The sequence below is a fragment of the Staphylococcus simulans genome, assembly GCF_025561465.1.
Taxonomy (GTDB): domain Bacteria; phylum Bacillota; class Bacilli; order Staphylococcales; family Staphylococcaceae; genus Staphylococcus; species Staphylococcus simulans.
Genome location: NZ_CP095100.1, coordinates 1755054 through 1778404, shown reverse-complemented (window position 1 = coordinate 1778404; position 23351 = coordinate 1755054). Strand labels below are relative to the sequence as shown.

Below are 23351 nucleotides of genomic sequence, written 5' to 3'. Positions count from 1 at the left end.
TGAAATGACTCAATTTGATTTTAAGATTACAGAAGATGAACACGTTGGTCAACGTATAGATAAATTCTTGCCTGAACAAAACTCTGATTGGTCACGTAGCCAAATCCAAGATTGGATTAAAGAAGGCTTAGTTGAAGTGAATCAAAAAGTTGTGAAGGCGAATTATAAAATGAAGAAGAATGATCAAGTTCAAGTGACGGAGAAGGAGACGGTTGAAGCGGATATTCAACCTGAAAATTTGGACTTAGACATTTATTATGAAGATGAAGATGTGGCAATTGTTTATAAACCTAAAGGTATGGTTGTGCATCCATCACCAGGTCATTACAGTGGGACACTTGTAAATGGCTTAATGTACCAAATCAAAGATTTAAGTGGTATTAATGGTGAAATCAGACCTGGTATTGTCCACCGTATCGATAAAGATACGTCAGGTTTATTAATGGTTGCGAAAAACGATATTGCGCATAGAGGTTTAGTGGAACAGTTAATGGACAAAACTGTAACGCGTAAATATACGGCATTAGTTCATGGTAATATTCCACATGACTACGGTACAATCGATGCGCCAATCGGCCGTAATAAAGTAGACCGTCAAGCTATGGATGTTGTCGATGACGGTAAAGATGCGATTACACACTTTAATGTGTTAGAACACTTTAACAACTACACATTAGTAGAATGTGAACTTGAAACAGGACGTACACACCAAATTCGTGTACATATGAAATACATCGGTTATCCATTAGTCGGAGATCCAAAATACGGACCGAAAAAAACAATGGACATTGGTGGTCAAGCCTTACACGCAGGAGTCATCGGCTTCACACATCCAGTAACTGGTGAATACATCGAAAGAAAAGCACCTCTTCCAGATTACTTTGAGGAAATCCTTGAAGATATTCGTACAAGAGATGCGTAAATAAAAGTAAACTTAATATCTAATAGAAAATCCCTTGAAATGAAAGTGTTCGTTTCAAGGGATTTTTTGCATAAAAAAAGTCTTACTGACACAGTAAGACGTTAGCATTTAAGCTACATTTTCGCTTTAAGCTTGTTTTAACTTATTTATGATCTTTTAGAATGAAGTAAACTTCTATTACATCTTAACATAGGACTTTATAAAATAAAAGAATTTTGAGATAATTTATATAAATTATTACGACAACAGGTGATGACATGAAGAAAACAAACCCATATATTCTTAGCTTAGACATTGGAACAGCAAGTATTGGTTATGCTTGTATGGATTTAGATTTTAATATTTTAAAATACCATGATAAAGATGCGATAGGTGTGCTTACATTTGAAGGTGCAGATACAGCAGCTGAAAGGCGTGGATTTAGAACAAGTAGAAGACGTAAAAATAGAAGAATAAAACGTCTTGGATTATTACAGGAAGTTTTAGCACCATTAGTAAAGAATCCTAATTATTACCAATTATTAAACTTGCATAAATGGAAAAATTCAAATGAGGATTTTAAACATCGCAGTTTATCTGAAGTCTTAAAAACTTTAGGGAAGAACCCTAAAACTTATCCTACGATTTATCATTTACAACAAGACATTCAGAACCATCCCGAAAAGAAATTTGAACCAGAATTAATTTTTTTTAGCGCTTTACCACTTAGTTAAGTACCGTGGCCATTTCTTATTTAATAATTTAAGTTTTGATAAAGGGAAAACTGTTGATAATGAAGCACAACTATCAGAGCTGTTAGAACAATATCAAAGTATTAATCTATATGAAGACTCTATTTCCAATAAAGATATTAAAGTGATTGTCAATACTTTAAAAGATGATCAGTTAACAAGAAATGATAAATCTAAAGAATTAAAGAGAAATGTGTCAAAAACTCATGCAGAGCTATTTAAAATGTTAGTTGGCCTTAAATTTAAGCAAAGTATTTTATTTGAAAATATGGAAAATGCAGAAGATATAAAAGAAAGTGCTACAGGTAGTGATGCAATTTCGTTATCTGATGATTATTATGAAAATTTATCAGAGTTTCTTACAGATGAACAACTGAATTTTATTGAGTCGGCTAATACGTTCTTTATGGGCATTATGTTAGACAGAATATTAAAAGGTGCAACAAGTATCTCTGCAGCCAAAGTGAGAGATTATAAGATTTTCAAAAATCAATTGAAGTTAATTAAAGATATCGTTTATCAAAATAAGTATGATAAATATCATGAGTTTTTCGTGACAAGTAAAGAAGATATGAGGGCATATCAAGAAAACCCTGATGCGAAAACGTTCGGGAAGCTATCTAAGTTTGATCAATATCTCATTCATCCTAAAGATCAGTATGCGAAATTGATGAAGGACTTAAAAGGGATAGTGCCTAAAGAATATACTAAGGTTTTAAATTTAATAGATGAACAAAAGTTCTTAGTGGTCCAAAATACGACGGATAATGCGAGTATACCGTATCAAAATAATGTGTTTGAAGCGGAAAATATACTTAGAAATCAACAAAAATATTATCCTGAAATTACTGAAGAGATGATTGGTAAAGTTATCAATTTAATTTCATTTAGAATTCCATATTATGTAGGTCCGCTCACTAATAAAAATGGACAATCTGATTTTGCATGGATGATTCGTAAATCAGATGAACAAACTTTACCATGGAACTTTGACAAAGTTATTGATAAATCTAAGAGTGCTGAAAAATTCATCAGACGTATGACAAGTAAGTGCACTTATTTGTTAGAAGAAGATGTATTACCAAAACACAGTCTGTTATACCAAGAGATGGAAGTACTCAATGAACTTAATAATGTGCAACTTAGAGGAGAAAATGAACCTAAGCATAGAATCCATAGACTTGATCCTAAAGTTAAACAATTTATTTATCATAATCTGTTCCAAAAGAAAAAGAATGTCACGCATAAAGATTTAATCACTTTACTACAAAACTCTGAACATAGAAATACTTTAAACAAAACAAGTGGTCAAAAATTAAAAGTGTTTGGTACGCAAAATGATTCTAAATTTGCGTCAAAACTCTCTACTTATAATGATATGAAAGCTATTTTTGGTTCTGTTGAAAACAAAAGACAGATGATTGAAGAGTTAGTTTTATGGATTACAATCTTTGAAGATAAAGCGATATTGAAACAGAAAATTGGTGAAAAGTATCCAAATATTACTGAGAAACAACTTAATCAAATTGTTAAACTGAATTATTCTGGATGGGGAAGACTAAGTGAAAAATTACTAACTAAAGAAGTGAATGGTCGTTCTTTAATAGATTTGATGTATAGTACAGAAAATAACTTTATGGAAATTATCACAGATAAAACATTAGGATTTGATTGTTTCATTAAAAATAGTAATAAGGTAAAAAATGCTAAAATTTCTTATAAAGATGTTGCTGAATTAAGAACTTCTCCTGCACTTAAAAAGGGCATTTGGAACGCGATAAAAATGGTAAGAGAAATTAGCAATTTATTTGGTGCACCAGAGAAAATTATTATTGAATTTGCGACAGAAGATCAAGCAAAAGGTAAACGCCAAAAGTCACGTAGCGAACTTTGGGATGATTTGGTTAAAAAGAATAACCTAAAACGAAATAAAGAGTTCGAAGGTTTGTTTGAAGAACTAAAAGCTTATCCTGATTTAGATTTTTCTAATCCTAAATTATGGCTTTATATTCATCAAAACGGTAAATGTATGTATACCAAGAAGCCGATAGATTTAGAAAGATTAATGTCAGATACGAATAATCAACTCTATGAAATAGATCATATTTTACCGAGAACATTTGTAAAGGACGATAGTATTAACAATAAAGTTCTTGTTATACAAAGCGCTAACCAGAAAAAATCAGGCGATAAAATGCCGCTAGAAATTTTTGATAATCATGTACTTGTTTCATTTTGGAAGATGCTATATGAAAATGACCTAATTAGCAGTAGTAAGCTTTCAAAATTAATGAAGAAAGAATTTAATGATTTGGATAAAGAAGGTTTTATTCAAAGACAACTTGTTGAAACAAGACAGATTATTTCTCATGTAAGTGACTTCTTAACAGAAGAATATCCATCAACAACTGTAGTGCCTATGAAAGCAAACGTCGTTTCTGAATTAAGACGTAAATTTGATATACCTAAAATTCGTCAACTTAACGATTGGCATCATGCGGTAGATGCGTATTTAAATGGTTTCGTATATCAAGCTGCTCGTGTCTTTTATCCTAAAGTTAATCTATTTGAATTTAACTTCAAGTGGGAAAAAGTGCGTGAAAAATGGAGACAATTGGGTGAATTCACTGAGAATAATAAGAAAAGAGAATTCTTCCTGTTTAAGCGTATGGAAAACTATGTTAATGAACATGGGGAAGGTATGATTTCTAAATTGATATTTGACTTAGATAATTTTAAGTTCAATTATTCAAGGAAAGTAGAAAGCACAGAAAGTGCATTCTATAAACAAAGTGCTTTTTCTCCTAAAAATACGACTGCACAGTATGACTCGGATAAAAGTAAAACAGCTGTTTATAAAGAAATGAAAAATAAACGTGGTATTGTAGTTAGCTACATTTATGTCAAAAAAGATCAGGAGTTAATAGGTTACGGCGTATTTAATGAAACGGTATTTGAATATGTAAATAATGCTGATGTAGATATGAATACACGTGCATTGAAAATTGTTCGAAAAGCATTTCCTAAATTAGACATTAAAAAAGTACAATATCTATTTAGTATTAATAAGGGCGATACACTTCTTGTCAATGGACATCCATTCTTATTTGTTTCTGCATATGAACGCATTAATGGTAAACAATTAGAGTTTGATATCGCAATGCAACGTAAAATAAAACAGGCATTAAGTCCATATAATAATATGACAGAACAAGAAAAAGTAGAGTTTTATAATCAGTTTGCAGAAAAAGTTATTGAAGAGTTCAGAAATAGTATTGGATTACAATCTAGAGATAGAAAGGTTAACTTAATAAAAAATCTGTTTAACAAAACAGAAAAGTCTAACGACTCAATGACTCAATCTATATTAGAAGTTTTGAAGATGACTAAAGTCTCAGCTGAGAGATCAAAAGAATTAAAGATACGATGGAATGGACAAACGCCAAACACATTTATAGATACTAAAAATAATGCTGAAATACAATATAAATCCATTACTGGTTTAAAAACAACTAAACCTAAATCTATTTTCAAATTAGCGGAGTCTAAAAATGAGCTTTAGGACTGTCATAATTACTAAAGAATCAAAGTTGTCCTTGAGAATGAATCATTTAATAGTAAAAGCTGATGAATTGTATAAAATTCCACTCCAAGAAATTCTATGCTTGGTGATAGAAAATCCAAGCGTTTCTATTACTGGACATTTATTAAATGCCTTGTCTGAAAATAAGATTATTACGCTTTTATGCGATAAAAAACATTTACCTTCATCGTTTGTGGTGCCAATTTATGGGCATCACAAACAATCTAGGCATATTGCTAAACAATTGAACTGGAATAAGGAATATAAATCATTACTTTGGCAGAGGATTATAAAAAATAAAATTGCTAAACAAAAACAAGTGATTCAATATTTTTATAGAAATATTGATACCTCATTCTTTGATAACTGTGTTCATGAAACCAAATTAAATGATAGTACAAATAGAGAGGGACTAGCCGCAAAGTCTTATTTCAATATTATTTTAGATTCAGGTGTATCCAGAAATTCAGATGAATTTGTGAATGCAGGACTGGATTATGGCTATCAAGTATTATTAGCTGTATTTGTGCGAACTATTGTTAGTAAAGGTTATTTAACTGAGATAGGGATAAAACATAAAAATGAATTTAACCCTTTTAACTTAGCGTGTGATTTTATGGAAGTATTTAGACCGTTGGTAGATTTTTTGGTTCTACAAAATGTGTACGATAAATTTGAAAAAGAGGAAAAAAGAGCGATTTTAAACATGTTTAATGAGAAAGTTAAGTTAAACAAAAAGAATTACTTTTTAGTTAATGCGATTGAAATTTATTTGGATGGAATTTTTAAATTCTTGGAAAGTGGAGATATCAACTTTATTAAGATGCCTGTTTTTAACTTCTAAAAATTGGGTGTTTGAAAGGAGTATTATGAGATTCTTGAGACTTTTTATTATGTTTGATTTACCTGTTGAGACTTCGAGAGAACGACGTGAATATAGAAAGTTTGTTAAATTTTTGTTGAATGAAGGATATGTCAGAAGCCAATATTCAATTTATTGTAAATTGATATTAAATAGAGGTACATTAAACCATCAAATAAGTAAGCTTAAACAAAACTTACCTGCGCATGGAATTGTGCAATCGTTAATTGTCACTGAAAAACAATTTTCAGACATGACCTATCTAGTTGGCGAACCTAGAACGAAATATGATGTAAATACAACAGAAAGAATTCTTGAATTATGAAATTAGTTGGAGAATTTAATAAACCGATTGAAATAGCAAAGCAAAGATTAAATGTGATTTCTTTTCAGAATACTAGTAAATTGAATGCTTTAACTGAGGGACTTATAAAGTATAGTCAGTCTAAATCTAAAAATTATGATGAAAACGTTAGACTTGTAGCAGATGATTATCAAACAATATTACCTAATAAAGTAAACTTAATTATTGTTCCGTGCGGTGATATAAACCTCTTTGATAGTAAAATATTCAAAGAAGCATTATATCATCGTTTCGAACAACAAATTTTTAACGAAGAAACGACTAATTTATTATATAATAAGGTAGAGTCAACGATAGAAAGTTTCTTAAACTCATTAGAAATAAAGAATGAAAGTTATCAAGTTGACTTTCAATCCTCTAATATTGTTTTGAAAAAGTTGCTTGGCATGTTTAAACCAGATTTTCATAATGATTTAGAAGATTTAAATGCGATAGAGCAACGCAAATTATTTATAGACACATTAACATCAACAGAAAAAGAAAATGTGCTGGTTTTGTTATTCCCTGAAGCTCATTTAGGGCTTTCGGATATGAAGGCATTTAATAAATATCTGCAGACTCTAAATATGTTTAGTATTATTGTTACGAGCCATCCTTATTTTATTATAGAGTCTGATACATTAGCGCATATTAAAATGAATGGAGAGCCGGTGAATACTAAACAAATAAGAGAAGAGTTATTGTTGTTTAAAGAAAAAGAATCAATAACTGATTTGGATAAGACAAGCAAAATGATAGCTTATCATGAATTTTGCCAACATCCATATCTTGATGATGAGTTCTTCATTCAATTTATGAACAAATATTAGTTTACTGTCATTATAAAGGTCTCTAAAGTCTTGATTTCTCGTTGTTTGAGGTTTTAGAATTGTGATCTTTTAGAATGAAGTAAAACAAGTGACGAAGACTTTGAACGTGTAATGAAGTTTTAGAATTGTGATCTTTTAGAATGAAGTAAAACCATGCCATCCATTAATCGTTTCATCAATGTGTTTTAGAATTGTGATCTTTTAGAATGAAGTAAAACGTAATCTTGATTTTTGCTTTGTTGTCTGACGTTTTAGAATTGTGATCTTTTAGAATGAATTGACCATGGAGATTAACTTAACTATTTATCGTGCTTGTTTGAATGGAGAAATCTTTATATTTGTTTTGGAAATGTCTTTGACTTTTCATCTATCTGTGTTAAACTTAGTACAGTTTAATAAAGAAATCGTAAGTCTTTAATTGAGAGTACAGAGATGCTCCGAAGGCAGATAATTTACATGTTGAAACTAGAGAAAGTAACTAAGTAAACACTTTATTAAGAGGTAATTTTGTATGAACACGCAATTCACCAACCCTGATTGCCATACAAATTTAGTAAAGTAACCGACAAAACAGTTACTGATTTAAATAGTTGAGATAGTAAATCTCGCATGTTCTTCGTGTCCCGTGTCTCTCAATTGAGATACGGGATTTTTTTATGGAAAGGTGAGTGCGGGAATGACAGAGCGTATTGTATTAGATGATGCAGGCATGCAGCGGACTTTAACACGTATCGCACATGAAATTCTAGAGTATAACAAAGGTACTGAAAATCTTGTGTTGCTTGGTGTGAAAACACGCGGAGAATTTTTAGCGAAACGTATTCAAACGAAAATTCAACAAATTGAAGACGTAAGTGTTCCTACAGGAACATTAGACATCACGCAATTCAGAGATGACTTAGAGTTACCGACACCTAAAATGTCTGAGAAGTCTTATGTCATTGATGTAGACCTTAAAGACAAAGTCGTTATCATCATTGATGATGTGCTTTATACAGGTCGAACTGTACGTGCGTCACTCGATGCAATCTTACTACATTCTCGGCCACAAAAAATCGGGTTAGCAACATTAGTGGATCGCGGACACCGCGAATTACCAATACGCGCTGACTTCGTAGGTAAAAATATTCCAACTGCGAAAGACGAAGAAGTTTTAGTCTATGTAGACGAAACAGATGGTCGCAACGCAGTTATAATTGAATAGCTTACCCTTTTAAATCAGTACGAGAGACTGACAAAGGGTTAGATAAGAACTGTTGTCAACTTACAATGCTAGCACGAGAGGCTACAAATCTTGTAAGAAACAACTTCTAAAGAGGTACACGTGTATCTCAAACAGACAACACCTTCTTATCTTTCCCCCACAATGTCTCTTTGCACGCTGATTGCTGTAAAGAGATTTTTTTATGAAAGGAAGAAAGAGAAATGGAAAATGAACAAATGTTTGAGCGAACGGTGAAACCCGTACTAGATGTCAATGAAAAGCCGAAAGCAGGCCAATGGGCCTTCCTCAGCTTACAACATCTATTCGCGATGTTCGGAGCAACAGTCTTAGTACCATTCCTAACAGGCTTGCCAATTTCAGCAGCATTGCTTGCATCAGGAATCGGGACATTGCTTTATATCTTAATTACAAAATCAATGATTCCAGCATACTTAGGCTCAAGCTTCGCCTTCATCACACCGATTATTACAGGATTAAGTACACACAGCTTAGGAGACATGCTTGTGGCACTTTTCATGAGTGGTGTGATGTATGTCATCATCGGAATCTTAATCAAATTAAGCGGAATCGGTTGGCTTATGCATTTGTTACCGCCCGTTGTAGTAGGACCAGTCATCATGGTTATCGGATTAAGTCTTGCGCCGACAGCTGCCAACATGGCAATGTTTGAAAACACTGCAGACATGAAAGGTTACAACGTTACTTACTTGATTGTCGCAATGATCACGTTAATCACAACATTAGTTGTTCAAGGCTACATGAAAGGGTTCTTCTCGCTGATTCCAGTCTTAATCGGAATCATTGTAGGATACATCGCAGGCATCATCTTCGGCATCGTAGATTTCAAACCAGTGATGAAAGCATCATGGTTCGACTGGCCGCACATCTATGTACCATTTGTAGATTATCATCCAAGCTTCCACTTCGGACTGGTGCTCTTAATGGTTCCGATTGTATTCGTCACAGTCAGTGAGCACATTGGACATCAAATGGTCATCAACAAGATTGTCGGCAGAAACTTCTTCGAGAAACCAGGTCTTCACAGATCAATTATCGGAGACGGTGTATCTACAATGTTTGCAAGTATTATCGGCGGACCGCCAAGTACAACATACGGTGAAAACATCGGCGTACTTGCGATAACAAAGATTTACAGTATCTACGTTATCGGCGGTGCAGCAGTCATTGCGATTATCCTGGCATTTGTAGGTAAGTTCACAGCATTGATTTCATCAATCCCAACACCAGTTATGGGTGGGGTATCCATTCTCTTATTCGGTATCATCGCTTCAAGCGGCTTAAGAATGCTGGTTGAAAGCAAGGTAGATTTTTCGGAAAACCGTAACTTAGTAATCGCGTCAGTTATTCTTGTGGTGGGTATCGGAAACTTAATGTTCGATATTCACGGCGTCAAAGTTGAAGGTATGGCACTTGCAGCACTTTCAGGTATCGTATTGAACCTAATTTTACCTAAAGTAAAACCGGAAACATCAAATAAATAAACTTTATCCAATTCTTAGGGGGAATTAACAATGAAACAATTAGTATCTATGGAACATTTATCAAATGAAGAAATCTATTCACTTATCGAAACAGCAATCGAATATAAACAAGGTAAGAAAGTTCATAAATTAAATGACACATACGTAGCAAACTTATTTTTCGAAAACTCAACACGCACAAAATGCAGCTTCGAAATGGCAGAACGTCGCTTAGGTATGCAAGAAATTCCATTTGAAACTAGTACTTCATCTGTTAAAAAAGGTGAGTCATTATATGACACATGCAAAACTTTAGAAAGCATCGGTGTAGACGCATTAGTTATCCGTCACCCACAAAATGATTACTACAAAGAATTAGAGGGATTAAACATCCCAGTCATTAATGGCGGAGACGGCAGTGGTCAACACCCAACACAAAGCTTACTTGACATCATGACAATCTATGAAGAATACAAAAAATTCAAAGGCTTAAACGTGTTAATCTGCGGAGATATTAAAAACTCACGTGTAGCACGCAGCAACTACCAAGCACTTACATCTTTAGGTGCTAACGTTAAATTCGCAGCACCAGATGAATGGGTTGACGATACTCTAGATGCACCTTATGTCAAAATTGATGATGTCATCGAAGAAACGGATATTGTGATGTTATTACGTGTACAACACGAAAGACATGACGGAGAATTAAACTTTGATCCACATGAATACCATGAAAAATACGGTTTAACAAAAGAAAGATACAACCGCATGAAACCAAATGCAATTGTAATGCACCCAGCACCAGTGAACAGAGGCGTTGAAATTGATACAGAATTAGTAGAAGCGCCAAAAGCACGTATCTTCAAACAAATGAAAAACGGCATGTTCTTACGTATGTCAGTCATCAGCCATATTATTGCGGAACAACAGAAAGGGGTTCTTATCGATGTTGCTAATTAAGAATGCAAAAGTATTAAAAGACGGGAAATTAACAGAGGCTTCTATCTTAGTAGAAGACGACAAAGTAAAAGAAATCGCACCAGAAATCACAGTAGGTTCAGAAGTTGAAGTGATCGACGCAAAAGGTCACTTCGCAGCACCTGGCTTAGTTGATGTACACGTACATTTAAGAGAACCAGGCGGAGAACATAAAGAAACAATTGAAACAGGTACAAAAGCAGCAGCACGCGGTGGATTCACAACAGTTTGCCCAATGCCGAATACTCGCCCAGTACCAGATACAGTTGAACATTTAGAAAAACTCAACAAATTAATTGAAGATAACGCACGTGTTCGTGTATTACCATACGCTTCAATTACAATCAGACAAGCAGGCAGCGAATTAGTTGATTTCAAAGGATTAGCTGAGCACGGCGCATTTGCGTTCACAGATGACGGTGTAGGGGTACAAACAGCCGGCACAATGTATGAAGCAATGCAACAAGCAGCCAAATTAAACAAAGCAGTAGTTGCACACTGTGAAGATAACAGTTTAATCTACGGCGGCGCTATGCACGAGGGGAAACGCAGTAAAGAATTAGGTATTCCGGGTATTCCAAACATTTGTGAAGCTGTACAAATCGCACGTGACGTATTATTAGCTGAAGCAGCAGATTGTCACTACCACGTATGTCACGTTTCAACAAAAGAAAGTGTACGTGCTATCCGTGATGCGAAAGCAGCAGGTATCAAAGTCACTGCTGAAGTGACACCGCACCACTTATTAATGACAGAAGACGATGTCCCTGGTGACAACGCAATGTACAAAATGAATCCTCCTTTAAGAAGTAAAGAAGACAGAGATGCACTGATTGAAGGATTGTTAGACGGCACAATTGATTGTATCGCAACTGACCATGCACCACATGCAGCTGACGAAAAAGCACAACCAATGACAAAAGCACCATTCGGTATTGTCGGCAGTGAAACAGCATTCCCATTACTTTACACACACTTTGTAAAAAATGGAGATTGGTCATTACAACAATTAGTTGACTACTTAACAATTAAACCTGCACAGATCTTTGACTTGCCATACGGCATCCTAGAAGAAGGCAAAACAGCAGACTTAACATTAATCGATTTAGAAGAAGAGAGAGAAATCAAAGCAGAAGATTTCCATTCAAAAGCAAGCAACACACCATTCATCGGTTATAAAGTATACGGCAACCCTGTATTAACAATGGTAGCTGGAGAAGTGGCATTCAAGGAGGAATAAACAACAATGTTAGAAAAACGATATCTTGTATTTGAAGATGGTTCAATTTATGAAGGAAGAAAGCTGGGATCAGACAATCTGACTAAAGGTGAGATTGTCTTCAACACAGCAATGACGGGTTATCAAGAAACAATTTCTGACCCGTCTTACACAGGTCAAATCATTACATTCACTTATCCTTTAATCGGAAATTACGGTATTAACAGAGATGATTTTGAATCGTTAGTACCGACATTAAGTGGTGTAGTCGTAAAAGAAGCGAGTACACATCCTAGCAACTTCCGTCAACAAAAGACTTTCAACGATGTATTAGTTCAATATGATATTCCAGGTATTTCTGGTGTAGATACACGTAGTATCACACGTAAAATACGTGAACACGGAGTACTTAAAGCAGGTTTTACAGACCACGCTGAAGATATTCCAACATTCATAGAAGAACTTAAACAATTTGAACTCTCTCGTGATGAAGTACCGATGGTATCGACGAAAACACCTTATGTATCAACTGGTTCAGACTTAAGCGTCGTATTGGTAGACTTCGGAAAGAAACAAAATATCGTTAGAGAACTTAACGCACGCGGTTGTAATGTAACTGTCGTGCCATACAATACACCAGCTGAAATTATTCTTGGCATGTCACCTGACGGTGTCATGTTATCAAATGGCCCAGGAGACCCTGAAGATGTACCAGAAGCTGTGGAAATGATTCAAGGTATCTTAGGAAAAATTCCATTCTTCGGTATTTGTTTAGGTCACCAGCTATTTGCATTATCACAAGGTGCCGAAGCTTTCAAAATGAAGTTTGGTCACCGTGGTGCAAACCATCCAGTTAAAGACTTATCAACAGGAAAAATTGCTTTAACAAGTCAAAACCATGGTTACGCAATTGATGAAGCTTCAGTTGCACACACAGATTTAGAAGTCACACATATTGCCTTAAATGACGGCACAGTGGAAGGATTAAAACATAAAACGCTTCCTGCTTTTTCAGTACAATATCATCCAGAAGCATGCCCAGGACCTACTGATTCAAATTACTTATTCGATCAATTCATTGATATGATGAAAGAATTCAAAGCGAAGGAGCGTACAGTCAATGCCTAGAAATAATGACATCAAAACCATTTTAGTGATTGGTTCAGGACCTATCATCATCGGCCAAGCTGCAGAGTTTGATTATGCCGGTACACAAGCATGTTTAGCCTTAAAAGAAGAAGGTTACCGCGTTATCTTAGTCAATTCAAACCCAGCAACAATTATGACTGACAAAGAAATTGCAGATAAAGTTTATATCGAACCTTTAACACACGACTTTATCGCACGTATCATCCGTAAAGAACAACCTGATGCACTCTTACCAACACTTGGTGGACAAACAGGTTTGAACATGGCCATTCAACTTCATGACAGCGGTGTTTTAGAAGCGAACAATGTACGTTTATTAGGAACAAAATTAAGCTCAATTCAACAAGCAGAAGACCGTGAGTTATTTAGAAGTTTGATGAATGACTTAGATGTACCTGTTCCTGAAAGTGACATCGTCCACACCGTAGAACAAGCTTTTGCGTTTAAAGAACAAGTGGGATATCCATTAATCGTCCGCCCAGCATTTACAATGGGTGGTACAGGCGGCGGTATTTGTCATAACGACGAAGAATTAAAAGAAGTTGTGACAAACGGCTTGCATTATAGCCCAGCTACACAATGTTTGATTGAAAAATCTATCGCAGGATTTAAAGAAATTGAATATGAAGTAATGCGTGATAAAAACGATAACGCCATTGTGGTTTGTAATATGGAAAATATCGACCCAGTTGGTATCCATACAGGTGACTCTATCGTTGTTGCGCCAAGTCAAACTTTGACAGATGTTGAATATCAAATGTTACGTGACGTATCATTAAAAGTTATTCGTGCTTTAGGTATCGAAGGTGGTTGTAACGTACAATTAGCACTTGATCCATATTCAATGAATTACTATATCATTGAAGTTAATCCACGTGTATCACGTTCATCAGCCTTAGCATCAAAAGCAACAGGTTATCCGATTGCGAAATTAGCAGCTAAAATTGCGGTTGGTTTAACATTGGATGAAATGTTAAATCCTGTCACAGGCACATCTTATGCGGCATTTGAACCAGCTTTAGACTATGTGATTTCTAAAATTCCACGTTTCCCATTTGATAAATTTGAAAAAGGTGAACGTGTACTTGGAACACAAATGAAAGCAACAGGTGAAGTTATGGCTATCGGCCGTACGTATGAAGAATCATTATTAAAAGCCATTCGTTCATTAGAATATGGTGTCCATCATCTAGGATTACCGAATGGAGAAAGTTACGATTTAGACTACATAAAAGAACGTATCTTACAACAAGATGATGAACGTCTTTTCTTCATCGGTGAAGCGATTCGACGTGGTACAACACTCGAAGAAATTCACGAGATGACTAAAATCGATTACTTCTTCCTTAACAAATTCCAACATATTATCGATATCGAACGTGAATTAAAAGCACATAAAGGTGATATCGAATATCTTAAATATGCGAAAGACTATGGTTTCAGCGATAAAGTCATCGCGCATAGATTTGATATGGAAGAAGAAGATGTTTATCGACTCCGCCATGAAAATGATATTAAACCAGTATACAAAATGGTAGATACATGTGCTGCAGAATTTGAATCTGCGACACCGTACTACTATGGAACATATGAAAGAGATAACGAATCCATCGTAACAGATAAAGAAAAAGTGATTGTACTTGGTTCTGGTCCGATCCGTATCGGTCAAGGTGTTGAATTCGACTATGCGACAGTTCATGCCGTATGGGCAATCCAAAATGCAGGCTATGAAGCAATCATCGTCAACAACAACCCTGAAACAGTGTCAACTGACTTCTCAATTTCAGATAAACTTTACTTCGAACCATTAACTGAAGAAGATGTCATGAACATTATTGAACTCGAACAACCTAAAGGTGTTGTAGTTCAATTCGGTGGTCAAACTGCCATCAATTTAGCAGAAAAACTTGCGAAACACGGTGTGCAAATCTTAGGTACATCTTTAGAGAATTTAAACCGTGCTGAAGATAGAAAAGAGTTTGAAGAACTCTTAAATACCATCGATGTACCGCAACCGAAAGGTAAAACTGCAACTTCTCCTGCAGAAGCTTTAGATAATGCGCGAGAAATCGGTTATCCAGTTGTTGTACGTCCATCGTATGTATTAGGTGGCCGTGCGATGGAAATCGTGTATAATGATGCAGAGTTAGAAAACTACATGAGAGAAGCTGTAAAAGCGAGTCCTGAACATCCAGTACTTGTAGACCGTTACTTAACAGGTAAAGAAATTGAAGTTGATGCGATTTCAGATGGGGAAACAGTGATTATTCCAGGTATTATGGAACATATTGAACGTGCAGGGGTGCACTCAGGCGACTCTATCGCGGTTTATCCGCCTCAAACGTTATCTGATGAAGTGATTCAAACTTTAGAAGCTTATACAACGAAACTTGCGAAAGGTTTGGATATTATCGGTTTAATCAATATCCAATTCGTATTAGCACATGATGGTGTCTATGTCTTAGAAGTGAACCCAAGATCAAGTCGTACAGTACCGTTCTTAAGTAAGATTACAGATATTCCAATGGCACAACTTGCGATGCGTGCCATCTTAGGAGAAAAACTCAGTGACTTAGGTTACAAACCAGGACTTCAACCTTATTCAGAAGGGGTTTATGTTAAAGCGCCAGTATTCAGTTTTAATAAATTGAAAAATGTCGACATTACGCTTGGACCTGAAATGAAATCAACAGGTGAAGTCATGGGTAAAGATTTAACTTTAGAAAAAGCATTGTTCAAAGGTTTAACTGCGAGCGGTGTGGAAGTGAAAGATCATGGCACAGTGTTAATTACTGTCAGTGATAAAGACAAAGAAGAAATGGTTAAAATCGCAAAACGTTTACATGAAGTGGGATATAAAGTACTCGCAACTTCAGGTACAGCTGCGAAATTAGCTGAAAATCATATTCCGGTTGAAACAGTGGGTAAAATCGGCGGTGAAGATGATTTATTAAATCGCATTCAAAATGGTGACGTACAAATTGTCATTAACACGATGACAAAAGGGAAAACGATTGAAAGAGATGGTTTCCAAATCAGACGTGCGTCTGTAGAAAATGGTGTGCCATGTTTAACATCATTAGATACAGCGAATGCGTTAACGAATGTGATTGAAAGTATGACATTCACAATGAGAAGTATGTAAAAGTAGTTAAAGTGGCTATAATGAAGATAGATTCAAGATTAAAAGGAGGATTTAACAGTGGAACAAAACATTATCGTATCCAATCGAGAAATTGCGGACCGCATTTTTGAAATTAAAGTAAAAGGACCTGTGACACGTAAAATGACACAACCTGGACAATTCGTTCATATTAAAGTAGGTGAAGGTTCACTGCATATGTTGAGACGTCCGATCTCAATTTGTCATATCGAACCTGAAATTGAAACCTTTACGATGTTATATCGTGCAGAAGGTGCTGGGACACAACGTCTGTCTCAAATGCGTGAGAATGATGCGATTGATATTATTGCACCTTTAGGTAATGGTTTCCCTGTTGAAAAAGCAGAACGTAAAGCGCTTCTTGTGGGCGGCGGTATCGGTGTTCCTCCTCTATATGAACTATCTAAACAACTCAATCGTCAAGGTATTGAGACAGTGCATGTTTTAGGTTTCAGAAGTAAAAAAGATGTCTTCTACGCAGATGAGTTTGCGCAATTGGGTGAAACGCACATTGTGACTGAAGATGGCACAATGGGAGCAAAAGGCTTTGTGACAAATGTAATTTCTGAGTTGCCGGTAGATTATGATATTTACTATACATGCGGGCCTAAACCGATGTTAAAAGCCATTAAAGAACATGACAAATTAGCAGATGTTGAAGGTTTCTTATCACTTGAAGAACGCATGGGTTGCGGTATCGGCGCATGTTACGCATGTGTCTGCCATACACCTGAATCTGAAACAAGTTATGTCAAAGTTTGTACAGATGGACCTGTATTTGAGAAAGGAGCAGTCATCCTATGAGTCGATTAAATGTAGAAATTCCAGGATTAGAGTTAAAGAACCCGATTATGCCAGCAAGCGGTTGTTTTGCTTTCGGTGCAGAGTTCAGTCAATTTTATGACTTAAGCGAACTAGGTGCCATTATGATTAAAGCCGCTACGAAAGAAGCGCGTTATGGTAATGAAACACCGCGTGTTGCTGAAACTGATAGTGGTATGATTAATGCGATTGGGTTACAAAACCCTGGTGTGCATCACATTATTGAACATGAACTTAAGAAGTTAGAACAATTTGATGTACCGATTATCGCAAACGTTGCTGGTTCTACTGAAGAAGACTATGTATACGTGGCTGAACATATTTCAAAAGCACCAAATGTGAAAGCGTTGGAATTAAACATCTCTTGTCCGAACGTGAAAGAAGGCGGTATGCAGTTTGGTGTGGATCCAGTGGTTGCTGCTGAATTGACACGTAAAGTTAAAGCAGTTTCTGAAGTGCCTGTATACGTGAAACTTTCACCAAACGTAACAGATATTGTCGCAATGGCTAAAGCAATCGCGCAATATGCGGATGGTTTAACAATGATTAATACATTAGTCGGCTTACGTATTGATGCGAAAACAGGGCGTCCAATTATCGCAAATACAGTCGGTGGCTTAAGCGGACCAGCAATCAAACCTGTCGCAATGCGAATGGTTTATCAAGTCAGACAAGCTGTAGATATTCCAATTATCGCAATGGGCGGTGTTCAAAACGCACAAGATGTTATAGACTATATTTCAGTGGGTGCGAATGCGGTAGCAGTTGGAACAGCTAACTTCCAAAATCCAATGGTATGTAAAGAAATCATTGATGAACTGCCAGCATTGCTCGACGACTTAGGTGTAAACCATATTAATGAATTGTACAAAAGGACTTTTGAGGTGACTAAATAATGGCAAATCGTAATTTACCTTTACCGATTATCGCATTAGACTTTGCGACGGCTGAAGAAGTAGAAAATTTCTTAGATTTATTTGATGAACCTTTATACATCAAAATCGGAATGGAACTTTATTATCAAACTGGCCCTGAATTAATCAACAAAATTAAAGCACGCGGCCACCAAATCTTCTTAGATTTAAAACTGCATGATATTCCAAATACAGTCAAACAAGCGATGGCTGGTTTAGGACGTTTAAATGTAGATTTAGTAAACGTACATGCTGCAGGCGGTACTGAAATGATGCGCCAAGCAGTTGAAGGCTTACGTAGCGTCAACAAAGACACTAAAATTATTGCGGTCACACAATTAACATCAACAACAGAAGAAATGCTGCAAAAAGAACAAAACATCCAAACTTCAATTGAAGAGGCTGTATTAAACTATGCACGTTTAACTAAAGAAGCTGGCTTAGATGGCGTAGTATGTTCACCATTAGAAGCAGAATTACTGACAAAAGAATTAGGTTCAGACTTCTTGAAAGTAACACCAGGTATTCGTCCAGCACATTACGCACAAGACGATCAAAAACGTATTACAACACCAGACAAAGCACGTGAAATGGGTTCTACACATATAGTAGTAGGTCGTCCAATCACACAAAGTGACAATCCGGTTGAAAGTTATCATCATATTAAAGAAAGTTGGTTAGGTTAAGATGTCAAAACAAATTGCGCAATCATTATTAGATATTGGTGCAGTTGCACTATCACCGAATGATTTATTTACATGGAGTTCAGGGATTAAATCTCCGATTTATTGTGATAACCGTGTTACATTAGGTTATCCAGAAGTTCGTAACGCGATTCGTGACGGTTTAATCGAATTGATTCAAACACATTTCAAAGATGCTGAAATTGTATCAGGAACTGCGACAGCGGGCATTCCTCATGCAGCGTTCATCTCTGAAAAATTAGATATGCCAATGAGCTATGTACGTTCTAAAAGTAAAAGCCATGGTAAACAAAACCAAATCGAAGGTGCACCAAGTAAAGGTAAAAAAATCGTAGTCGTTGAAGACTTAATTTCAACAGGCGGTTCTTCTTTAGTTGCTGCAGAAGCATTAAGAGAAGCTGGCGCTGAAGTATTAGGTGTAGTCGCAATCTTTACGTATGGTCTTGCTAAAGCGGATCAAATGTTCAAAGATGCTGATATTCCGTTCTATACTTTAAGTGACTACAACGAATTAATCGACGTGGCTAAAGAACAAGGTAAAATTTCTGAGTCAGATATTCAATCTTTAGTTGAATGGAGAGACAATTTAGCATAAGATGGAATTGGATGGAGGGATGAACCATGTCCAATACACATGCACAAACTGCTCATAAACCATTTGCGCACTTAAATAAGTTCTTATCCGCAAATGAAGATTACCGTGAGCCGGTCAATAATCATGATCAAGATGAAAATCAATGGTTATCGAATGAACACGAGAAAAACATTTTCAAGAAATGTAAAACAGATATAAAAGAAAAAGGCTTAATTTAAAACAAACGACAAAATCCGCAATCATGAACACTCATTTTGAGCTTATGATTGCGGATTTTTAGATTTTAAGAAAAATCTGTCTAAGTCAAAAGTGACAAATAGACTAGCGTAAATATATTTTAATAAAGATATAACCGATAATAATCACTGCTAACATTGCTAAAATAGGTAAGAAAAAGTGAGACATCATAGACCTCCATTCATTCAATCATCTGATTAAGATTTACTCATTGTTTTGGAATAAAGTCATTATACTATGAATTGTGTCATACATATAGAAAAAGGTACTGTTTGATTCACTTTTGGTCTTTCATAATGTTAGCTTAATTTAACCCTTTTGAGGAAAAACACAATCTCAATTAAGGCAGTACTATGTATAGGTTGAGTTGCTTTTGCATAGTCATTCATGTATCGTTTTAAGTGTTAAAATAGTGATTTTTAAGTTGCTTAATTTTAAATTACTATGTGATTAGTAAATAGCAAGTCAATAAGGAGGGGATAGTGTGCAAATACCAAAGGTGACACCATTTTTAATGTTTAATAATGAAGCTGAAGAAGCGATTGAACTTTATACTTCAGTATTTGAAGATAGTGAAGTGGTTTCAATGGTGAAGTATGATGAGTTTGGAAGCGGAGAAGCGGGTGCAGTCCAACACGCAATTATTCGTTTAAAAGACCAAATTATTATGGCGATTGATAATTCTAATGGAACTGAAATACCGATGAATCCATCTATTTCTTTATTTGTGACAGTAGATAATGCTATGGAAATGGAACGTCTATACAGTGGACTAAAAAGCGGCGGTGCCATTTTAATGGCCAAAACTGAGCTTGGACCTTACAGAGAATTCGCATGGATACAAGATCGCTTCGGTGTGAATTTCCAACTGGCATTAATGGATTAATTTCATCAATGATATGTAAACAACTCACCTGATAGGTGGGTTGTTTTTTATTTACAGCAGGCTATGAAAGAAGAATATAATAAAGGTGAGTTATGAACAAACGCCATTTAAAAAGATAGATTGGTAGTCTGAATTTTGGAGTGATACCCATGATAGATATGCATAATCATATATTAATTGATGCAGATGATGGACCAAGAGATGAAGAAGCGGCTACTCAATTATTAAAACAAGCTAAAAAAGAAAATGTAACAAAAATTATTGCAACACCTCATTATACTAATAAATACGATAATTCTTTTGATAAAGTAAAGTTAAAAATAAAAAGATTATGTAAATTAAAAAAGGTTAAAGATTTAGGAATTCAAATTTATCCAGGACAAGAGGTAAGAATTCATCAGAATTTAATTGAAGATATTAAATCCGGAAAGGTAAGTGGTTTAAATAAGTCCAGATACTTACTCATTGAGTTTCCTCCTAACGACATTCCTGATTATACGTATCAAATGTTTCAAAATATACAGGATTTAGGTTATATTACCATCATTGCACATCCTGAACGTAATATCGCTTTGTTGAAAGATATGAGTGTTTTATATAACTTAGTTCAGCAAGGAGCATTAAGTCAAATTACTTCAACGTCTTTAGTAGGGGATTTTGGTAAAGGAATTCAAGATGTATCGATTGAACTAATGAAATGTAATCTTGCTCATTTTATCGCATCTGATGCGCATGATTTTGAAGCCAGACCTTTTATTATGAAATCTTTGTTTAAGGAAGAAGTGTTATTGAATTTTCGTGAATCTATGATGAAGTTAATCAAGAATGCAGAAGCAATTATTAAAAATGAAGAAATTGATAAGCGTGAACCGTTTGTTCCTGATAGTCAAAAAATTAAAGGTTGGATATTTTAAAATAAAGCACTCGAAAACATTTTGTCTTCGAGTGCTTTTAAAGTAAATAGATTATTTTAATTTCACTTTTTCTGAATCGCTTTTCATTGATTGGATGTGATCATAATCTGGTGTGGCATATAATGTTTTTTGATTATCGTATGTTACAAAGCCTGGTTTCGCACCTGATGGTTTGTGTACGTTTTTGATATCTGTGTAATCTACTGGAATTTGACCAGAGTTTCCTGCTTTAGAGAAGTAGGCTGCTAACATTGCAGCTTCTTCTATTGTTTTATCGCTTGGTTCATCTTCAAAAATGACTACGTGAGAACCAGGAATATCTTTTGTATGGAACCATAAATGGTGCTTACGTACTTTTTTATTTGTTAGATAATCGTTTTGTTTGTTGTTTTTACCTACATATATAGTTGAGCCATCTGTAGAAAGGTAAGTTTGCAACTGCATTTGCGGTTGTTTCTTTTTCTTACGATTTTGACGTTGTTTCATAAAGCCTTGTTCTGCAAGTTCTTCACGGATTTCGTCAATATCTTCTACTGTGATATGAGCCAACTGTTGCTCAATAGATTCAAAGTATGCAATGTTTTCTTCTGTGAGTTGAATTTGGTGTTCAAGCTCATGTTCACGTGTTTTTAAACGGTTATATTGCTTATAGTAATATTGAGCATTCAGTGAAGGTGATTTAGTCGGATCTAACTTAATTGTCACTTCTTCACCTGTGTAGTAATTTTCAGTAGTTAAGGTTTCATCACCTTGTTTAATGCGATAGATGTTTGCGGTAATGAGTTCACCATATAACTGCATATCTTCTTTTGATTGCGTACCTTCATACTCAGCGTTTAATTTAACGAGTTTGTTTCGGTTTTTTTGAAGTTGTTGTTGGACAAAACGAACTAGATCATTCGCACGTTGTTTAACACGTTCACGTTCGCCACGTGCATCGTAGAAACGATCTAATAACTCATCAAGTGATTCGTAAGTCACACTATCATCATCAAACTGTTTTAAACGCATGAAGTAATAATCTTCTTTACCAGTTTCATGGTTTTTATGGAAAATCGGAACAGGTTTAAGTTTAGTTTCTTCCATAACTTCATCGAATGCTGCTGGTAATGTTTCAGTAGTCATAAATTGACGACGTTCTGTAATTTCTTTCGTAATGAGTGGACTGAAACCTTCGAAAGTTTGTAAGAGTTGTCTCGCAATATTGCCTTGATTGAAATCAATATACTTGAGTACATCTTGACCTGAAACTTCATAAGGATTGATTTTATTTTGTGTAGGTGGTGCTTCATATTGGAAACCTGGCATCACAGTTCGATATTGGTTTGTGTTTGGTGTTAAATGTTTGAAACCTTCGATAATCTTACGATTATCATCAACTAGTATTAAGTTACTGTGTTTACCCATAATTTCTAGGATAACGGTACGATATATTTTATCACCGAGTTCATCTGTGCTTTGAACATCGATTTCGATACGACGGTCATTATCAATTTGACGAATTGCTTGTATAATTCCGCCGTCTAAGTGTTTACGAAAGACACGGTTAAACATTGGCGGTTCAAATGGGTTATCATATTTCTTTTTCGTAATATGCATACGAGAGAAATTAGAATGGATAGATAACAGTAATGAATGGTTTTTACGATTCTGACGAATGACCATTATAATTGTATCGTTATCAGGTTGGTTGATTTTATGAATACGTCCACCTTCAAGAAAGGACAGTTCTTCTACCATTTTCTTTGTGAATAGGCCATCAAATGCCATAATTATCAGCTACCTTTTTATTT

The 23351-nt window shown here is 35.2% G+C and carries 19 protein-coding genes and 1 pseudogene; 19 read left to right on the top strand and 1 reads right to left on the bottom strand.

Features of this window, described 5'->3' with window-relative positions; translation table 11 throughout:
• The first annotated feature begins 4 nt into the window (after positions 1-4).
• From MUA87_RS08300 to MUA87_RS08210, 19 genes and pseudogenes are all read left to right on the top strand, one after another.
• A complete protein-coding gene (locus tag MUA87_RS08300; protein ID WP_070626661.1) occupies positions 5-922 on the top strand; it encodes an RluA family pseudouridine synthase in 918 nt (305 codons plus the stop codon).
• Between the two features lie 257 nt (positions 923-1179).
• Positions 1180-1635, top strand: a complete 456-nt coding sequence (cas9, locus tag MUA87_RS08295) for a type II CRISPR RNA-guided endonuclease Cas9 (RefSeq protein WP_262550516.1) — start codon at positions 1180-1182, stop codon at positions 1633-1635.
• 37 nt (positions 1636-1672) lie between these two features.
• Positions 1673-5215 (top strand): annotated as a pseudogene (cas9, locus tag MUA87_RS08290) (type II CRISPR RNA-guided endonuclease Cas9); the annotation flags it as partial.
• A complete protein-coding gene (gene cas1, locus MUA87_RS08285) occupies positions 5205-6080 on the top strand; it encodes a type II CRISPR-associated endonuclease Cas1 (RefSeq protein ID WP_262550514.1) in 876 nt (291 codons plus the stop codon). The pseudogene cas9 (MUA87_RS08290) and the gene cas1, both read left to right, overlap by 11 nt.
• Before the next feature lie 25 nt (positions 6081-6105).
• Positions 6106-6423 (top strand): CRISPR-associated endonuclease Cas2, encoded by a 318-nt coding sequence (gene cas2 / locus MUA87_RS08280; RefSeq protein WP_002480613.1) that lies wholly within the window; start codon positions 6106-6108, stop codon positions 6421-6423.
• A complete protein-coding gene (locus MUA87_RS08275; protein ID WP_262550512.1) occupies positions 6420-7271 on the top strand; it encodes a P-loop NTPase family protein in 852 nt (283 codons plus the stop codon). The genes cas2 and MUA87_RS08275 overlap by 4 nt, the downstream gene beginning before the upstream one ends.
• 676 nt (positions 7272-7947) lie before the next feature.
• Positions 7948-8475 carry a bifunctional pyr operon transcriptional regulator/uracil phosphoribosyltransferase PyrR gene (gene pyrR, locus MUA87_RS08270; RefSeq protein WP_057511005.1) on the top strand — a complete coding sequence of 176 codons (528 nt, stop codon included), beginning with the start codon at positions 7948-7950 and terminating at the stop codon, positions 8473-8475.
• A gap of 221 nt (positions 8476-8696) precedes the next feature.
• Positions 8697-9998, top strand: coding sequence for a uracil-xanthine permease family protein (locus tag MUA87_RS08265; RefSeq protein ID WP_002480616.1), 1302 nt, complete (start codon positions 8697-8699; stop codon positions 9996-9998).
• A gap of 30 nt (positions 9999-10028) precedes the next feature.
• Positions 10029-10937, top strand: coding sequence for an aspartate carbamoyltransferase catalytic subunit (locus MUA87_RS08260; protein ID WP_023015760.1), 909 nt, complete (start codon positions 10029-10031; stop codon positions 10935-10937).
• Positions 10924-12195, top strand: coding sequence for a dihydroorotase (locus tag MUA87_RS08255; protein WP_262550509.1), 1272 nt, complete (start codon positions 10924-10926; stop codon positions 12193-12195). Before MUA87_RS08260 ends, MUA87_RS08255 begins: the two co-directional genes overlap by 14 nt.
• A 6-nt stretch (positions 12196-12201) precedes the next feature.
• Positions 12202-13302 carry a carbamoyl phosphate synthase small subunit gene (locus MUA87_RS08250; protein WP_262550507.1) on the top strand — a complete coding sequence of 367 codons (1101 nt, stop codon included), beginning with the start codon at positions 12202-12204 and terminating at the stop codon, positions 13300-13302.
• Positions 13295-16468 carry a carbamoyl-phosphate synthase large subunit gene (carB, locus tag MUA87_RS08245; protein ID WP_023015758.1) on the top strand — a complete coding sequence of 1058 codons (3174 nt, stop codon included), beginning with the start codon at positions 13295-13297 and terminating at the stop codon, positions 16466-16468. Before MUA87_RS08250 ends, carB begins: the two co-directional genes overlap by 8 nt.
• A 57-nt stretch (positions 16469-16525) precedes the next feature.
• Positions 16526-17290: a dihydroorotate dehydrogenase electron transfer subunit gene (locus MUA87_RS08240; RefSeq protein ID WP_060803939.1), complete on the top strand. Its 765-nt coding sequence runs from the start codon at positions 16526-16528 to the stop codon at positions 17288-17290.
• Positions 17287-18204, top strand: a complete 918-nt coding sequence (locus MUA87_RS08235; RefSeq protein WP_057511010.1) for a dihydroorotate dehydrogenase — start codon at positions 17287-17289, stop codon at positions 18202-18204. Before MUA87_RS08240 ends, MUA87_RS08235 begins: the two co-directional genes overlap by 4 nt.
• Entirely contained in the window at positions 18204-18908 is a 705-nt protein-coding gene (gene pyrF, locus MUA87_RS08230) for an orotidine-5'-phosphate decarboxylase (protein ID WP_002480623.1), read from the top strand. Before MUA87_RS08235 ends, pyrF begins: the two co-directional genes overlap by 1 nt.
• A gap of 1 nt (position 18909) precedes the next feature.
• A complete protein-coding gene (gene pyrE / locus MUA87_RS08225) occupies positions 18910-19521 on the top strand; it encodes an orotate phosphoribosyltransferase (RefSeq protein WP_023015755.1) in 612 nt (203 codons plus the stop codon).
• A 26-nt stretch (positions 19522-19547) separates the two neighbouring features.
• Positions 19548-19739 (top strand): hypothetical protein, encoded by a 192-nt coding sequence (locus MUA87_RS08220; RefSeq protein WP_060803941.1) that lies wholly within the window; start codon positions 19548-19550, stop codon positions 19737-19739.
• Positions 19740-20242: 503 nt separating this feature from the next.
• A complete protein-coding gene (locus MUA87_RS08215) occupies positions 20243-20644 on the top strand; it encodes a VOC family protein (RefSeq protein ID WP_002480626.1) in 402 nt (133 codons plus the stop codon).
• 149 nt (positions 20645-20793) lie between these two features.
• Positions 20794-21558 (top strand): tyrosine-protein phosphatase, encoded by a 765-nt coding sequence (locus MUA87_RS08210; protein ID WP_262550505.1) that lies wholly within the window; start codon positions 20794-20796, stop codon positions 21556-21558.
• A 51-nt stretch (positions 21559-21609) separates the two neighbouring features.
• Here the strand turns inward: MUA87_RS08210 and MUA87_RS08205 are convergent, their stop codons facing one another.
• Entirely contained in the window at positions 21610-23328 is a 1719-nt protein-coding gene (locus MUA87_RS08205; RefSeq protein WP_262550503.1) for an Rqc2 family fibronectin-binding protein, read from the bottom strand.
• Positions 23329-23351: the final 23 nt, after the last annotated feature.

What these genes read in the sequence shown, in the direction of transcription:
- carB (WP_023015758.1), top strand. Translation starts at nt 13,295, where the DNA reads ATGCCTAGAAATAATGACATCAAAACCATTTTAGTGATTGGTTCAGGA.
- MUA87_RS08210 (WP_262550505.1), top strand. Translation starts at nt 20,794, where the DNA reads ATGATAGATATGCATAATCATATATTAATTGATGCAGATGATGGACCA.
- MUA87_RS08275 (WP_262550512.1), top strand. Translation starts at nt 6,420, where the DNA reads ATGAAATTAGTTGGAGAATTTAATAAACCGATTGAAATAGCAAAGCAA.
- pyrF (WP_002480623.1), top strand. Translation starts at nt 18,204, where the DNA reads ATGGCAAATCGTAATTTACCTTTACCGATTATCGCATTAGACTTTGCG.
- cas1 (WP_262550514.1), top strand. Translation starts at nt 5,205, where the DNA reads ATGAGCTTTAGGACTGTCATAATTACTAAAGAATCAAAGTTGTCCTTG.
- MUA87_RS08260 (WP_023015760.1), top strand. Translation starts at nt 10,029, where the DNA reads ATGAAACAATTAGTATCTATGGAACATTTATCAAATGAAGAAATCTAT.
- MUA87_RS08220 (WP_060803941.1), top strand. Translation starts at nt 19,548, where the DNA reads ATGTCCAATACACATGCACAAACTGCTCATAAACCATTTGCGCACTTA.
- pyrR (WP_057511005.1), top strand. Translation starts at nt 7,948, where the DNA reads ATGACAGAGCGTATTGTATTAGATGATGCAGGCATGCAGCGGACTTTA.
- pyrE (WP_023015755.1), top strand. Translation starts at nt 18,910, where the DNA reads ATGTCAAAACAAATTGCGCAATCATTATTAGATATTGGTGCAGTTGCA.
- MUA87_RS08265 (WP_002480616.1), top strand. Translation starts at nt 8,697, where the DNA reads ATGGAAAATGAACAAATGTTTGAGCGAACGGTGAAACCCGTACTAGAT.
- cas9 (WP_262550516.1), top strand. Translation starts at nt 1,180, where the DNA reads ATGAAGAAAACAAACCCATATATTCTTAGCTTAGACATTGGAACAGCA.
- cas2 (WP_002480613.1), top strand. Translation starts at nt 6,106, where the DNA reads ATGAGATTCTTGAGACTTTTTATTATGTTTGATTTACCTGTTGAGACT.
- MUA87_RS08235 (WP_057511010.1), top strand. Translation starts at nt 17,287, where the DNA reads ATGAGTCGATTAAATGTAGAAATTCCAGGATTAGAGTTAAAGAACCCG.
- MUA87_RS08205 (WP_262550503.1), bottom strand. Translation starts at nt 23,328, where the DNA reads ATGGCATTTGATGGCCTATTCACAAAGAAAATGGTAGAAGAACTGTCC.
- MUA87_RS08250 (WP_262550507.1), top strand. Translation starts at nt 12,202, where the DNA reads ATGTTAGAAAAACGATATCTTGTATTTGAAGATGGTTCAATTTATGAA.
- MUA87_RS08300 (WP_070626661.1), top strand. Translation starts at nt 5, where the DNA reads ATGACTCAATTTGATTTTAAGATTACAGAAGATGAACACGTTGGTCAA.
- MUA87_RS08255 (WP_262550509.1), top strand. Translation starts at nt 10,924, where the DNA reads ATGTTGCTAATTAAGAATGCAAAAGTATTAAAAGACGGGAAATTAACA.